This window comes from Tardiphaga sp. (assembly GCF_041424195.1).
In the GTDB taxonomy this organism is placed as follows: Bacteria; Pseudomonadota; Alphaproteobacteria; order Rhizobiales; family Xanthobacteraceae; genus Tardiphaga.
On sequence record NZ_JBGMOE010000079.1, the window covers coordinates 23,381 to 38,271 of the forward strand.

The following is a 14,891-nucleotide window of genomic DNA, read 5'->3' on the forward strand; positions in this document are numbered from 1 at the left end:
TCATTCCGCGGGAGCATGCGATGCGCTTCTATACTACTGACTGGAATGCGAAACGCCATGCCAAGCGCCTCAAGGAAGTGTTGAGCCGGTACGGACACGATGTGTCCTACACCAGCTGCCTGGATCTCATGGCCCGTTTGTACGGCTTCGCCAATTTCGCCGAGATGAAGAGGATGGCCGCAGACCAGCCGCTTAGTACATTCGACGATGATGTCGACGACGGCATTCTGGAAATTCGTTTCCAATACGAGGTATGCGTGATGGTCGAGACGGGTTTCGCAGACATTGCCGGAGCCGTGCTCGACGAGGTTAACCCGACCAGCCTCCGCAGCGGGCCAACCGCCGGGTTCGACGATGGCGGATCCGTCGATACAGAACTTCCGATTGACGACGTCTCGCGCAGAGTACGCGTGCGCTTGTGCATGACGCAACAGGTGTGACGGTTAGGATGAAAAAATGAGCAAAACAGTGTCCCCGATGAGCCGGTCAGAGAAGCGCAAGGCAGCGCGCGAGCGTCGCAAAAAGGCCCGCGAACGTGCCGGGCACGTCGACACGGATGAAATCGTGCTGCGACAGGTGACCCAACCGATCACGTTGCCGGGCGTGGTCTCGAACATGGTGGCGCCGATCCTGGCACCGGATCGCCTTCCGAAGGAGAGCGACGGGCGGTCCCCGCCGCGCCGGCTCGTAGAAAAGCTGCGCGTGGCACTCGGGGTGCACGCGCTGTGCGTCTATCACAGCCTTAACGCTCTGTACGGGAATTCCGAGAAGGCTCGCGACGACGTGGTCGATGCGGCCGGGATGTCGTTTTGGCATCTGCGCCGAAACGGTGCCGGTCATATCGGTGAGCTCACACTATTCAACGATGAAGACGAGTTGATCGCTTGGGCCAAAGCGAAGCACGAAGATCTTCCTGTCGGCGCGCAGATTGCGAACAATCGCCTGCGCGCGGAGGCGGAACTGTCGGCGGTCACCCTGCTCGGGAAGACGTATGTGCGCGCCCAGCGGATTTTCACGGCATGGGAGGAAGCGCAGACGATCTTGAGCAAGGCCGGTGACGAAGCCGCCAGGGCCCAAGCGGAAGAGCAAGCCCACGGTGTCATCGAGAAAGCCTACAACTCGACCGGGCATGATCTGACCATCGGCAAACTGACCGAGATCGCAATCTATGCAGACATCAACCCGGTTATCTTGTGGCCGCAGCATATCAGCTTCTTTACGGAGCTGTTCGAACTGGCTCGCTTCGTCGGACGTATCAATGCGGGCGTCGGGGCTGAGCTGCCGACGAACCTCTATCAGCTCACGCGTCTTGTCATGGATGGGTATAAGACAGGCGACACCCGCGATCTCGTGTCCGAGGTAGCTCGCCACCATCTCGCCAAGGCGTTTCCGGGGAATCGGCTTATCGCGGCAATCGATGCTGCCGAACGAAGTGCGTTGATCGTCTCGGTAGCCCGCGGGACGTGTCAGATCAACTTGGTGATTAAGCCGACCATTGAAGCTGGGCTGATCGGCCGGTGGCAGAAGATCGTATCAGTGCTCCAGGCCGGCTTCACTCGTGGCGTCAGCCTAGTCGAGAGATTCTTTGGCACACCGCGGTGAAAGATTCGAGTACCAGCTTATCCTGCTGCGGATCAGATGACGGCCATGGACGAGACCAGTGGCGGATAAATCACTCTAATATCATTGGTTTTAGCCCGCTATTGATGCCGGCCGCGATCGGCCGCTTGAGCCTACAACGGCTCTGTCACAACAGACAGGAGTCCAAGTTGATGGTTCAGAAGCAGAGCTTGATGAGCTCGACCTCGCCGGTCGCGCTCGTCGTGACGGCGGACGATGGCGGTGTCGGGAAGACGCACTTCGGGGTGCAATTCGCCAACGCCTTCCATCTTTACGGAAAGCCGCTCGATCTCTACCAAATCGACACCAAGGGAAAGCTTGCGGCCAAGAGCGGCCAAGAGGTGACCTCACTGGCTGTGCCGGAGCGCCAGAGCCGCGCCGAGGAGTTGGTCGCGGCAGACGTGATCGCGCCATGGTATCGCGCCGTCACCGCAATGCCGGAGACCGGCCGATCCAGCCTGCTCGAGGTCGGAGGTGCCATGGCGGGAATGTTCCACGCCGCCATCACCGACCTCGATCTTACCGAGGACATCGACGCGCTGCAGCTCAACGTGGTTGCGTTCGTGCTCTGCAAGGCCGGCGAGGACTCCGCCGCCCAGCTCTTGCGCGAGCTCGGCCGGCTCGAACGTAATATGCCAAATGCGCGCCCGGTGATCGTAGCCAACGAGTTCGTCGGCAATCCGGTCGCCTCGGCCCAATATCTCGATAGCGGGCTGCGCAAAGCGTTCAGCGCCGCGCTCAAGAAGCACCCGGTCATTCGGATGCCGAAGATGCGGGCGCGCTCGATGGCGATCTATGAACGCATGCACGTGTTGCCGTCCACCATCGTCGGTTGGCATTTGGACAACTACGCTGAGGCCATCCGGCGGGTCGGGGGTCAGCGAGACGAAGCGAAACTGTTCGTGAAGGATGTCGCCGAATGGAGCGGCGTGATCCTGGAGGAGATCGAGCGCGTGTTGCCGACGCTGGCGGGAGGCGGTGATGCCTGATCGCCGCACCACCTTCCGCGAAGACGTGGCCCGCATCACGATTGACGCGACCAAAGCGTCAGAAGATCTCATCCGGCGGCTGAAGAAACTGACGCCGGAGGAGCTCCTTCGGCAGCCTCCCCGGGTCTTCAATCAGCTCAAGCTCGATCAGTATCGAGACGTCGTCGCGACGATCGCACCACAGGTACGGTTGCCGGCGTCCGATACCAATGAAGTCAGCGAAAAGAAACGGCGTAGCTTTACGCTGAAAACCTGGTGGCGTGAGCAGTCGACACTGGCCCAATCGACGATCATGACAATCATCGTGTCGGCAATCTTCAGCGGTACCGGCGTGATTGCGCCTTTGGCAGCAAAATGGACGCTCAGTCGCATGGAGGTCGTGCGCTCGGCCATGACGGCCAATTGGCCGGTGTGCAAGCGACTGAGCGAATATACCGACGGGTGCGTTTACTACCCTACCCAAGATCTGAACTGGGATTGGGTAGCTCAGAAACTGAATGTCCCGGCTGAGACCCTGCGGCGCACCAATCGTCACCTTCCGTGGCAATGGATACCGGCCAACGCCCAACTGGTGGTCTGGCGCGAACGCGGCCGCCTGGAGGACTGAGCATGCTTGCAAAATATGAGGCGCAGCCTGTGGCGCCGGCGTTCTTCAACGGTTTGATGATGGCGCTGCTGGCCTGCGCGCTTTCGATCGCTGCGTCATTCTTCATTCTGCCGCCGACCGCATGGCGGCTAGATAACGACGTAGCCGTCACCGGCACGGATTTATGGACTGCGTTACGGGCGGGCGTCCTTAACGAGGCGATTCTCCGCGATGATCTCGCGCGCGAGCTTAGTCCCCGGCTCGTTGGTTGCGCGCTTGCGATCCTGGTCTCAGCCATATTCGGATTCCGCATCCGCAAGTCGGTTACCCCGATCGTCGATACGCGTGAACATTATGTAGGACTTCAGCTTCTCCGTGGAAAGGCAGCCTTAGCTGCCGGCAACCAGATGGCCGCCGCCGAGGCAGAAGATCATGACCGTACGATCCAATTGGCTCCCGGACTGAGCATCCCCCGCCGACGCGAGGTTCGCAATGTCCTTTTGCTCGGAGCGATCGGCTCCGGCAAAACGCGTATCATCCTCTTCCTTCTCAACGAACTGATCGCCCGCTTGAAGAAGCATCCGAAGGGCGATCACGCCATGTTTGTGCACGACACGACCGGCGAAATCCTCGACGGATTTCCGATGCCGGCAACGCAGTTCGCAGCGATCAATCCTGATCAGGTGGGAACCTGGGCCTGGTGCATGGGTGCTGATTTGCGCGACGATCGCGACTGTGAAACCGCCGCTGACCAGGCGGTTCTACAGACGGGCGATGCCATCTGGGGCAAGGGCGGCTCGACCATGTATGCAGGCTGCATGATCCTCTGCAAAGCAGAACGCGGAGAGGCGTGGGGCGCGACCGAACTCTATGACGCTTGCCTGCGAGACCCGAAAACGCTCTCGGGACAATTTGAACAACATTATCCCCCAGCCGCGAAGCTGATCGAGTACGACAGCACGACCGGAGAACTCAGCCGCACCAGCGTATCGTTCCTATTGACGTTCCGTGCCAGTGTACTGCGAGTGCTTCGGCCGCTCGCGCTGGCTTGGGATGGAATCCCGGCGGCGCGACAGTTCTCCTTTACTCAATGGGTGGTCGGCCCTCCTCTGGGGAACAAACCTCGCCAACCACGTGTCGTGATTGTCCAACGTTCCGGACGCCATCCCGACATGAGCGCAGCCTGGATCGGCATGGTCATGGACGTGATTACCGGTGCCGTCGGCGATCCAAACCTCGCGGTCAGCCAGACACGGACGCGGAGTTTTGTCATCGACGAGGCGCCGGCGTTGGGTCACCTCAGGCGATGGCCTGAATTGCTCGACACCGGCAGGAACAAAGGTGTTTCCACCATCGCTGCCGTGCAAGACATCGCCCAGCTCCGCCGTATCTACGGCGAGGCGGCGGAAAGCATGGTCCAGCGGTTCGCAACCAAAATCGTCTGTGCCCAGACGCATGGCGCTGAGACGACCGAACTCGCCGATAAGATGATCGGAAAACGGGAAGTTCTCGAAAAGGAATATAGCACTACGACTGAACGAGGCCCGGCGGGAAAGACCGAAAGAACGACGATGGCGCCGCACGTAAGGGAGGTGCCGATCGTACGGCCTGAACATCTCGCCCAGCGGCTCGGACTTCGAAACCGCCGAATCAAGGCGCTGGTCGTTGGATTGGGAAACATCCTCGAATTGGAGTGGCCTATCACCACTTGGCCGCGACGGAGAGGTTAGCTATCGCAGATTTCACACGGACGGCCCTGCGCACGCGGATGATGGCAGATAGTCGCACCCACCTAGCGGGCGGCATGCAGGGCGTGTTGCTCCCGCGTGCGGGATTCGCGGCACGTGAGATCTGCTTCGACGAGGCGCCATTTGCCATTCTCGAGCTTGCTCGCCAGCGCCGGATGCAGGTCCGGCCGTCGCACGTGATTGTCGAGCTGGCGCTGACGGCGACACTTGTTGCAAACACGTGAGTAAAGCCCTTTTTTTTGCGCCACGCGATTCTTATGATGACGACGAAGCCGTCGGAGTCGTACAATCCCCGGCGATCGCGACTGCCGCTTGGTTCAGGCCAAGGCCAGCGCTTTTTTCGTACTAAAGAAGTTGGCTCGGGCCCGTGTAGTGACGGCGACCAGCGCCTGCGAGTTCTTGCTTGGCAGCTTACCACAGCGCCGTGTGGCCCAGTGAGGCCGCGACATACAGCGGATGAAACCGAGAACCTTTGGCGAGCGCGCGGCTCGATGACGGAGTCGTATTGTGCAGGCGAGTAGAAGGTTGGATCGTGTCATTTGAGATCTAATCTAGGTGAGCTGCAAGACCTTGGTTCTGCGATGGAATTCTTCCTGTATTGTTCGCGGCCAACGCGTGAAAAATGTGACTAATGAGAGGGCCTTCTTTAGGAGGCCTTTTTCGTGGTTGCGACCTGGAATCCTGCAGCGGCAAGCACCTATTACACGCGGCAGCGTGAGACGGAGTATTATGACGGCAGCAGTGAGCCGGCCGGACAATGGTACGCACCCGCCGGAGATCTCGGCGTGATCGATGGCTCGCAGGTCGACCGCGAAACGTTCGAGCGGCTTTATCACGCCATCGACAAAGATGGGCAATCGCTTGTCGACAAAGTGCGTCGACACAAAGAGCGCACGCCTGCGTTTGACATAACTCTAAGCACGCCGCGCTCGGTTTCGCTGGTCTGGGCATTTGCATCGTACGATACAAAATGTCTGATCGAAGCCGCGCAGCTACGAGCCGCGCGGGCAACGCTCAGGGTGCTGGAGCGTGAAGCGGCATGGGCGCGGAGGGGCAAAGACGGAGCCTTTCTCGAGAAGGTAGCAATCACCTCGGGGACTTTCCAGCACGGCGAGAGTCGACCGACCGAGCACGCCGACGGTCGGGTTTTCGGTGATCCAAATCTGCACACGCATTGCGTGGTCCTGAACATTGCTACGCGTAAGAGCGATTTTACCGTCGGTGGTCTGCACTCCAAATTGATCCGTGACTTCAAAATGGCCGCCGGTGCGACATACCACGCCGCGCTGGCGCATGAGCTCCAGACGCTCGGTTTCGCGATCGATAGAACAGGCAAAAATGGCGTCTTTGAAATCGCCGGCGTTGGCGACGAGGTCATCCGCTACTTCAGCGCGCGCCGTCAGGAGATTGAAGCTGAACTCGCCGGACACGGTGTTGTAAGTAGCGAAGCAACAGCTCTTGCCGCCGCGATCGCAAAAGCGACCCGCAGCGCCAAGCGTCAGAACGAGACCGTTCGGCGCCAGGAAATTTGGGCGGAAGCCGCACGATCAATCGGCATTGACGTCGATACGTTCACAGAGAATTTGCGTGATCCGACACCGACGCTCGATCGGCAGGCCGCGGAGCGGCTGCTTTCGGAGCGGTTGGCAGCGTTGCCGGTCGTTCTTTCTGAGCATGACAGTGTCATCGAGCGCCGCGAGCTGTTGCGCTCTGTGACAGCAGCTTTCGTCGGCACCGGTCTGCCTGCCGAGCGCGCGGAAGTCGAGGTCGCACGTCTGTTGCAAGACGGCGCCGTTATCGAGATTGGCCGCGATGCGCTGGGGCTGCCTTGTTACTCCACGCCCGAGATCATCGCCATCGAACGTGAGGTGGTCGAGCAGGCGCTGGCGCTGGCAAGACACACGTGGCACGGCGTCGACCTGGAACTAGCCGCTCAACAGTGCAATGCCGCCGGCTTGAATGTGGAGCAGACCGAGGCGGTGCTCGGTGCCTGCGGCGATAGTGCGATCTCGATTATCGAGGGCGCGCCTGGCAGCGGGAAGACAACCACGCTTTCGCAGATCGTATCTTCTTACAGCTTTTCCTCCGGCAGCGCTGGCGCAAGGTCCGGGAAGAGCCGGGACGAGGGTCGACAAAGCCCTGTCTCAGTCAGATGTATCGCCACAGCGGCGGCGTGGCGCATCGCCAACAATCTGGCAACGGATCTCGGCATCGAATCGCGTGCGACGGCGTCCTGGATCGCGATGCTGAACGCCGGACATCGGGTCCTCGACGAAGACACACTTCTGATCGTTGACGAGGCCGGCCTTCTGTCCTCTCGTCAGATGCACGCATTGCTCGGCGCGGTCGTCAAGGCTGGCGCCAAGGCAATTTTGGTCGGGGATCGCCGTCAGATTCAACCGATCGGCGGACCCGGGCTGGACCTCGTCTCACGTGCCGTCGAAGCGGTCCGCGTCGATACGATCGTTCGTCAACGCGAAGCATGGGCGCGCGAAGCCATCAGCTCTTTCGGCAAGGGAAACGCTGCCGCCGGACTAAAGGCATTCGCCGAACGCGGCCTCTTGATCGAGGCGCAGGGAGCGAAGGCCGCGATCGCTTCCATCCTGGACGCTGCCGAAGGAATAGCGGCCCGCGATTCCGACGCTTCGGTGCTTATTCTTGCAAAATCCAACGCGGCGGTGACTGCCGTTTCGCGTGTGGCGCGCGAACGCCGCAAGGCGGCAGGGCTCGTTAAAGGCTGCGAGGTGTCGTTCGCGGCGGCCACGCCGTCGGGACATACCACCCAGATATCTCTCGCTGCCGGCGACCAGATCCGGTTTCTTGCCCGTAACGATGACCTCGGAGTCATCAACGGCACCATTGGAACGGTCACGAAGGTCAGCGAGCGCGGGGAACGTGGCTCCGACGCCCATCGCGTGCGCATCGAGGCAGAGATCGCCGGCCGGCGAGTGACCTTCGATCCGAGCAGTCTTGCAGATGTCCAAGGCCGCGCCCGTCTCGGATGGGCCTACGCTTCGACGATCTATGGCTCCCAGGGTCTGACGGTCGATCACACCATAGTCTATCTCGATCAGAGTTATAACCGGCACGACATTTACGTTGCGGCGAGCCGCGCGCGCGAGCAAACCACCCTCGTCGTGGAGGCAAACAGCATCGACCGGCGGCTTGCCGCCGAGCTTCCATTCGATCAGCAACGCGATGACGTCGTCTTTTCCGATGGGCAACGCCGGACCTGGCTGGCCGAGCGGCTGTCCCGGGCATCACCGAAGATTTCGACGCTCGACGTAATCGAGCGCGTCAAACCGCTGGACCGGCAGGCGGCGCAGGTGCGCCAGCAGCGGCGGGAGCTCAGCCATGAGCTCTAGGCAGGCCGCCTCGCGCAAGCCGTCGGCGTTGCATCGGCCAAGCGCCCCCGCGCGCGACCAGATCGTCGCAAAATCACCGTCGACACCTAACCCTGGTCGCAAGCCGCGGCGAAGCCAGGTGCCGTCACGGGCGGAGGATTTTCGGGTGACGGTGAGCCTTCCCTCCCCGCTGCCCGTCTCGGATAGCGAGTTGCGCGCCATTGAGATTTTGCTCGGCAGCGATCTGAAGGATTACTCGCCGAAACCTCGACCAATCAATCGAAATCGAGCGCCACATAACAGTTGACAGGTCATGCTGCGAGCTGGGCAAAATCACGAGTCACGTGCGTTTGCGTGACATAAAAGTTGGCAGATATCTCGATGAACAAGCATTCATTTCACAACGTGAGCCCGGCGCAGACCGATGATGTAAAGCGAGCAGCGACCTATTATCGCGTGAGTACCGGCCGCCAGTTTGCCAACGACGCGTCGATTCCGTCACAACGTCAGATCACATCTGCCTATTGCGACCAGAACAACTATTTCATCGCCGAAGAGTTTATCGAAGCCGCCACGGCGACGGACGATCGCAGGCCGGCGCTCCAGGAGATGATCGAACGCGCCTGCGGATCGGATCATCCCTTTGATGCGATCATCTTTTACGCGTTCAACCGCTTCTTCCGCAATGTGGCCGAGATGGAACTGACGATTCGGAAGCTGCGCAAGCACGGTGTCGACGTTGTCTCGGTGACACAACCGACGGGCGATGATCCGAGCCAAATCCTGGTTCGTCAGATCATCGGGGCGTTCGACGAGCATACCTCCCGAGAAATCTCGAAAAATACATCGAGAGCAATGCGGGAGTCCGCTAAGCAGGGATTTTGGAATGGCGCCACACCGCCTCTCGGCTACAAGATCGTTGAAGCGGAGCGTCGTGGTCAGAAGATCAAGAAGAAGCTCGACATCGATCCGGTCGAAGCCGAGACAGTGAGTCTCATTTACAAGCTCTATCTCGAGGGTGACGGCGCGACTGGACCGCTCGGCGTCAAGGAGGCGACAAAGTGGTTGAACAGCCATGGCTATCGCACGCGGCGCGGATCGACTTTTGGCGTTGGGCCGGTCCACAAGATTTTGACCAATGATTGTTATGCGAGCGGAAAATGGCCGTACGGCCAGCGCAATTCCCGTGAGGGCGGAAAGCACGCGCCGTCGAACGTGATCTACATCTCTGTCCCGGTCCTGATCGACCAAGCTGACGCCGACCGGGTGAAAGCGAAGCTCGCACAGAGCAATCCGAAGACCACGCCGCCGCGCGTCGTCAATGGTCCCTCTCTGCTTACGGGACTCGCCGTCTGCGCATCCTGCGGCTCCGGAATGACCCGGACAGGAACGACCAACCGTCAGGGAAGATCATACTCATATTATTCCTGTGCGGGTTGCCAACAGAAGGGCAAGACCGTTTGCAAGGGCCGCCACGTCCCCGTGGCGACTTTGGATGAAATCGTACTGACCAATTTAAAGCAGCAGGTCCTGGCTCCAGATCGAATTGCCGAGATACTGAGATCGTTGATGGAGCGCCATGCAACCAAGAGCGAGTCCGTCGATCGCAGGCTTCTCACCCTGCAGCGGGAGGTCAGCGATGCCGAGGATCGACTCAAACGGCTCTACCGATCCATTGAGGATGGCATTGTCGAACTCGATGACATTCTGCGCGAACGTACCGCCAGCCTCAAATCCGAACGGGAACGCGCCAAGGCCGCGCTCGATCGCGCCCGGTCCCAATGTGGCACGGTCGCAGCAATCGATGCCCAGAAGATAGATGCCTTTGCGCGCCTGATGACCGAGAAGCTTGATAACGGCGATACCAACGCCAGAAAGGGCTACATCCGCTCAATCATCGACGCGGTCGAAGTCGATGATCAAGCCGTCAGGATCATCGGCAGTAGAGATATCCTGCAAGCCGTCATTGCAGGCAAACAGAACACGAACGGAGGAGTTCGTGGTTTTGTACGCAAATGGCGCGCCCGAAAGGATTCGAACCTCTGACCCCGTGATTCGTAGTCACGTGCTCTATCCAGCTGAGCTACGGGCGCGTGCCGCGATGTTGGGGGCCAAACAAAAGTCAGGGCCCGCCGACATCGAATGCGTTTGGCAAACCTTGGTCTGCGAAAGCGGGCCATAGCTACCGGGTCGGACCCGGCTTGGCAAGCACCCTTGAGCGCTTATTTCACTCCCGTGACATGCTGGAAAAATCGCTCAGGCGCGGGCACGCTCGGTGCGGATACTGTGCAGTTCCACCGGCCGGTCAGGAAGGCTTATGCGGAAGGTGGCCCCCAACGTGCCTTCCACCAGATTAATGTCGCCGTCATGGGCACGGACCAGTTCGGCGGCGATTGCCAGACCCAGGCCGCTACCGCCAGGGCGGGACGAGCCTTGAAACGCCTCGAACAGATGGTCGCGCGCCCGTTGCGGGACACCGGGGCCGGTGTCGGACACTTCGAGAATGGTCACAGCACCTTCGCGCCGGCCGGTGATGCGGATCTGCTGCGGGGCGGCATCGCTCTGCGGCTGGCCTTCGAGCGCCTGGGCCGCATTGCGGACCAGATTGAGCAAAATGCGAAACAACTGGTCGGGATCGGCATCGACCATCAGCCCGCGCTCGATGGCATTGACCCAGCCGATCGAGGCGTCGGTGGCAAGCCCCGCCGATTCGCGGACTTCATTAACCACCGGTTCGACCAGCATCATTTTGCGATCCGGTGCCGCTTCCTGCGCGCGACCATAAGAGAGCGTCGACTGGCAGAAGGCGATAGCGCGCTCCAGCGAGCGCATCAGCTTCGGCGCGAAGCGCTGCACCCGCGGATCCGGCACGCTGGACAGCTGATCCGACAGCAATTGCGACGAGGCCAGCAGGTTGCGCAAATCGTGATTGATCTTCGAGACCGCGAGGCCCAAGGCGGCAAGGCGGCTCTTCTGATGCAGCATCGAGACGAGATCGCGCTGCATGTCGGACAGCTCGCGCTCCGCCACGCCGATTTCGTCGGCACGCTGGCTCGGCACGATGATTCGCGCCGAACTTTCGGGGTTTTCATGGAACGCGACGAGATTGGCCGTCAGATTCCGCATCGGCCGCACGAATAGATAATGCAGCGCCAGATAGACCAGCCCCGCCGAGAGAATTGCCAGTCCCAGCGACACCCACAACAGATTGCTGGAGAAACGATACATCGCCTGCCGCAGCGGCAGTTCATCGACCACTACTTCGATGAATTGCGCTCCACCAGGCGCCGGACCGATGATTCGCATCGTCTGATCGCCACTCTCCAGCATGACTTCGAACGCATCGACAATCGCCGACCATACGGTCATCGACCGCATATCGATGTCATGGTCGATCTGTGCGGGCAGATCAGCGCTGGCGAGCAGACGGCGCTGCTGGCCCATCTTGATGGCCACCGCACGGGCGCCGATGCTGCTCAGGATTTGTCGCGACAGCGATTCCGGGACCATGCCGAGCGGCGCGGCATCCAGCACCAGCGCTGCCGTATTGGCCGCGGCCAGCCTGTCATTCAGACGATTGATCCGAAAGTTGGCGATCGACGGAACATAAATGAGAATTTCGGCAATCAGCACCAGCGGAATTGTGAGCAGCAAAAGCTTGCCCGACAGCCCCAGCCGTCGCATGGGGCCAAGACTGAACGAGGGCTCGAGGGGCTTTTCGCCGGCCGAAAACACAATATTGGCCTCTGATTTCACGGTCTGACGTTGAACTATCGAGAGATATGGGTCCAACGACGATTTGTTACGATGATCTTCGCGTCCATTTCTTAAATCCGTCCGCTCAGCGAACAAACTCCAGCCATAGAGCAATTTCATAACCGCCAACAACCTGAAAACACCGAACAAATGGGATTAATCCCATAGTTCCAGGAATTTGGCGGACCGGAACACCGCTACAGGGCAACATTGACGAAAACAGGACGCTCCCGTATAAGCCCGCCAACTGTCCGCGATGGCCCGGTTTTAGATCGGGTGCGGCTCGTCTTTGGGCCGGAAATGGCTCGCTGAGCCAGCATCTTAGGACTTACCTCAAATTACTCGGCGAATTGCCCGGTCAGCGGAGAACGACCCGTGAAGCGGACTTATCAACCCTCGAAACTGGTGCGCAAGCGCCGTCACGGCTTCCGCGCTCGCTTGGCGACCGTTGGCGGCCGCAAGGTTCTGGCTGCGCGCCGCGCACGTGGCCGCAAGCGCCTGAGCGCCTGATCGGATCTCTTCCGAGAGTTCATCATGGACCGGTTACGGCAGCGGGCGGACTTTCTCGCCGCTGCCAATGGGCCGCGGGTGAATAGCCCTGCCTTCGTGATGCAAACCCGGCGACGTGACGACGACGGCCCGATCCGGGTCGGCTTTACCGTGACCAAAAAAAACGGAACCGCCACCGAGCGGAACCGGATCCGGCGCAGGCTTCGCGAACTGGTGAAGCGCGTCGATGTCTTATCCATGCGACCTCACAGCGATTATGTGCTAGTCGGCCGTCGTGTCGCGCTCCAACGCGATTTTACGACCATGCTCGACGACCTCCGTTCGGCGCTGCACCGCCTCGATCGGCAATCCGCTAAGATGCAATCTTCTAAAACTGACGTGACCTGACGCTCCCAGCCTGCCACAAGCGCGCAGCTGGCCGCGAGAGCCGCACCCGCATTTGAATGACGAGACCTGAACGATGATCGATAATCGCAACACCATCATTGCCGTCATTCTGTCCGGCCTGGTGCTGATCGGCTGGCAATATTTCTACAACATTCCCCAGATGGAGAAGCAGCGCGCGCAGACCGCGACGCAGACCCAGCTCGCCAATCCGGCCGCACAGCCAAACGCCACGCCCGGTAGCACGACGCCAACGGCGAACTCCACCGCCGCAGGCGGCGCACCGGCGAATGTAGCTCCGGCCAATGCTCCGGTCGTCAGCCGCGATAGCGCTATCGCAGCGTCGCAGCGCGTCAAGATCGACACCCCGCGCATCTCCGGCAGCATCGCGCTGAAGGGCGCGCGCATCGACGACATCTCGCTGACCAAGTTCCGCGACACGGTGGATCCGAAGTCTCCGGCGATCGTGCTGTTCTCCCCCTCGGGCACTGCCGCGCCTTACTATGCCGAGTTCGGCTGGGTCGCCGCCGCCGGTGCAAACACCAAGATTCCCGACCAGAACACCCAGTGGCAGCAGGAAGGCTCCAACGCGCTGACGCCGACCACGCCAGTTGTTCTGAAGTACAACAACGGCGACGGCCTGACCTTCACCCGCACGATCTCGATCGACGACCGCTATCTGTTCTCGGTCAAGGACGACGTCAGCAACATCGGCAACGCGCCTGTGACGCTGTATCCGTTCGCGCTGATCTCGCGTCACGGCACGCCGCATGTCGAAGGCTATTACATCCTGCATGAAGGCCTCGTCGGCTATCTCGGCGACCAGGGCCTGCAGGAATACGGTTACAAGAAGATCGACGAAGCCAAGGCGGTGAATTTCAAGGTCACCAATGGCTGGCTCGGCATCACCGACAAATACTGGGCTTCGGCGCTGCTGCCCGATACCAATGCGCAGCTGCAGGCCCGGTTCTCGTCGAATCTGAGCGGCACCCAGCGGACCTATCAGACCGACTATCTGCAGGATGCGCAGACCATCGCCATCGGCGGCACCGGCACGGCAAATGCCCGCCTGTTCGCCGGCGCCAAGGAAGCCGCGACCGTCGGCATCAACTTCCCGCTGGCCGTCGGTCTCGGCGGCTACAATCAGGCACTCGGCCTCAACCACTTCGACCTTCTGATCGACTGGGGCTGGTTCTACTTCATCACCAAGCCGATGTTCCTGGCGCTCGACTGCTTCTTCCACCTGTTCGGCAATTTCGGCATCGCGATCCTGCTGGTGACGGTGCTGGTGAAGCTGATCTTCTTCCCGCTGGCCTCGAAGTCCTACGCCTCGATGGCCAAGATGAAGGCCGTGCAGCCGCAGCTGGCGGCGCTCAAGGAGCGCTTTCCCGACGACAAGATGAAGCAGCAGCAGGAGATGATGGAGATCTACAAGAAGGAGAAGATCAACCCGATCGCCGGTTGTCTTCCCGTCATGTTGCAGATTCCGGTGTTTTTCTCGCTCTACAAGGTTCTGTTCGTCACCATCGAAATGCGGCACGCGCCGTTCTTCGGCTGGATCAAGGATCTGTCGGCGCATGATCCGACCAACCTGTTCAATCTGTTCGGCCTGATCCCCGTCGATCCGACGACGATTCCCGTGTTCGGCCACTATCTCGCGCTCGGCATCTGGCCGATCATCATGGGCATCACGATGTGGTTCCAGATGAAGCTCAATCCGACACCGCCGGATCCGACGCAGAAGATGATCTTCGACTGGATGCCGCTGATCTTCACCTTCATGCTGGCCGGATTCCCGGCAGGTCTCGTGATCTACTGGGCATGGAACAACACCCTCTCGGTGCTGCAGCAGGCCTACATCATGAATCGCAACGGCGTGAAGGTCGAACTGTTCGACAACGTGAAGTCGACCTTCGTGAAGAAGAAGACGACCTGATCAAACCAAGTGGCTGAC

The 14,891-nt window shown here is 60.2% G+C and carries 12 protein-coding genes and 1 tRNA gene; 11 read left to right on the forward strand and 2 right to left on the reverse strand.

The window, feature by feature from the left end; all coding sequences use genetic code 11:
• The first annotated feature begins 20 nt into the window (after positions 1 to 20).
• From ACEK02_RS12505 to ACEK02_RS12540, 8 genes are all read left to right on the forward strand, one after another.
• Positions 21 to 440, forward strand: a complete 420-nt coding sequence (locus ACEK02_RS12505) for a hypothetical protein (protein WP_371422022.1) — start codon at positions 21 to 23, stop codon at positions 438 to 440.
• 16 nt (positions 441 to 456) lie between these two features.
• On the forward strand, positions 457 to 1,602 hold the full coding sequence (locus ACEK02_RS12510; protein WP_371422023.1) for a hypothetical protein: 1,146 nt from the start codon (positions 457 to 459) through the stop codon (positions 1,600 to 1,602).
• A gap of 104 nt (positions 1,603 to 1,706) precedes the next feature.
• On the forward strand, positions 1,707 to 2,609 hold the full coding sequence (locus ACEK02_RS12515; protein ID WP_371422024.1) for a hypothetical protein: 903 nt from the start codon (positions 1,707 to 1,709) through the stop codon (positions 2,607 to 2,609).
• On the forward strand, positions 2,602 to 3,216 hold the full coding sequence (locus ACEK02_RS12520; RefSeq protein ID WP_371422025.1) for a hypothetical protein: 615 nt from the start codon (positions 2,602 to 2,604) through the stop codon (positions 3,214 to 3,216). Before ACEK02_RS12515 ends, ACEK02_RS12520 begins: the two co-directional genes overlap by 8 nt.
• Before the next feature lie 2 nt (positions 3,217 to 3,218).
• Positions 3,219 to 4,925 carry a type IV secretion system DNA-binding domain-containing protein gene (locus ACEK02_RS12525; protein WP_371422026.1) on the forward strand — a complete coding sequence of 569 codons (1,707 nt, stop codon included), beginning with the start codon at positions 3,219 to 3,221 and terminating at the stop codon, positions 4,923 to 4,925.
• Between the two features lie 74 nt (positions 4,926 to 4,999).
• A complete protein-coding gene (locus tag ACEK02_RS12530; protein ID WP_371422027.1) occupies positions 5,000 to 5,167 on the forward strand; it encodes a hypothetical protein in 168 nt (55 codons plus the stop codon).
• A gap of 438 nt (positions 5,168 to 5,605) precedes the next feature.
• The gene (mobF, locus tag ACEK02_RS12535; protein ID WP_371422028.1) at positions 5,606 to 8,308 is read left to right on the forward strand and encodes a MobF family relaxase; all 2,703 of its coding nucleotides are present in this window, start codon (positions 5,606 to 5,608) and stop codon (positions 8,306 to 8,308) included.
• 360 nt (positions 8,309 to 8,668) lie between these two features.
• A complete protein-coding gene (locus tag ACEK02_RS12540; protein ID WP_371422029.1) occupies positions 8,669 to 10,333 on the forward strand; it encodes a recombinase family protein in 1,665 nt (554 codons plus the stop codon).
• On the opposite strand, the gene ACEK02_RS12545 is transcribed toward ACEK02_RS12540, so the two are convergent.
• Positions 10,304 to 10,380, reverse strand: a tRNA-Arg gene (locus tag ACEK02_RS12545). The genes ACEK02_RS12540 and ACEK02_RS12545 overlap by 30 nt on opposite strands.
• 163 nt (positions 10,381 to 10,543) lie before the next feature.
• Complete coding sequence (locus tag ACEK02_RS12550) at positions 10,544 to 11,971, reverse strand: ATP-binding protein (protein ID WP_371422072.1); 1,428 nt, start codon at positions 11,969 to 11,971, stop codon at positions 10,544 to 10,546.
• 447 nt (positions 11,972 to 12,418) lie between these two features.
• On the opposite strand from ACEK02_RS12550, the gene rpmH reads away from it, so the two are divergent.
• From rpmH to yidC, 3 genes are all read left to right on the forward strand, one after another.
• Complete coding sequence (gene rpmH, locus ACEK02_RS12555) at positions 12,419 to 12,553, forward strand: 50S ribosomal protein L34 (protein ID WP_011471298.1); 135 nt, start codon at positions 12,419 to 12,421, stop codon at positions 12,551 to 12,553.
• Positions 12,554 to 12,577: 24 nt separating this feature from the next.
• Entirely contained in the window at positions 12,578 to 12,940 is a 363-nt protein-coding gene (rnpA, locus tag ACEK02_RS12560; RefSeq protein ID WP_149533584.1) for a ribonuclease P protein component, read from the forward strand.
• A gap of 73 nt (positions 12,941 to 13,013) precedes the next feature.
• Entirely contained in the window at positions 13,014 to 14,873 is a 1,860-nt protein-coding gene (gene yidC / locus ACEK02_RS12565; protein ID WP_371422030.1) for a membrane protein insertase YidC, read from the forward strand.
• Positions 14,874 to 14,891: the final 18 nt, after the last annotated feature.

Excerpts from the sequence above, each read along its gene's own strand:
- ACEK02_RS12540 (WP_371422029.1), top strand. The coding sequence starts at position 8,669 with ATGAACAAGCATTCATTTCACAACGTGAGCCCGGCGCAGACCGATGAT.
- rnpA (WP_149533584.1), top strand. The coding sequence starts at position 12,578 with ATGGACCGGTTACGGCAGCGGGCGGACTTTCTCGCCGCTGCCAATGGG.
- ACEK02_RS12510 (WP_371422023.1), top strand. The coding sequence starts at position 457 with ATGAGCAAAACAGTGTCCCCGATGAGCCGGTCAGAGAAGCGCAAGGCA.
- ACEK02_RS12530 (WP_371422027.1), top strand. The coding sequence starts at position 5,000 with ATGCAGGGCGTGTTGCTCCCGCGTGCGGGATTCGCGGCACGTGAGATC.
- ACEK02_RS12525 (WP_371422026.1), top strand. The coding sequence starts at position 3,219 with ATGCTTGCAAAATATGAGGCGCAGCCTGTGGCGCCGGCGTTCTTCAAC.
- yidC (WP_371422030.1), top strand. The coding sequence starts at position 13,014 with ATGATCGATAATCGCAACACCATCATTGCCGTCATTCTGTCCGGCCTG.
- ACEK02_RS12520 (WP_371422025.1), top strand. The coding sequence starts at position 2,602 with ATGCCTGATCGCCGCACCACCTTCCGCGAAGACGTGGCCCGCATCACG.
- ACEK02_RS12515 (WP_371422024.1), top strand. The coding sequence starts at position 1,707 with ATGCCGGCCGCGATCGGCCGCTTGAGCCTACAACGGCTCTGTCACAAC.
- ACEK02_RS12550 (WP_371422072.1), bottom strand. The coding sequence starts at position 11,971 with ATGCGACGGCTGGGGCTGTCGGGCAAGCTTTTGCTGCTCACAATTCCG.
- ACEK02_RS12505 (WP_371422022.1), top strand. The coding sequence starts at position 21 with ATGCGCTTCTATACTACTGACTGGAATGCGAAACGCCATGCCAAGCGC.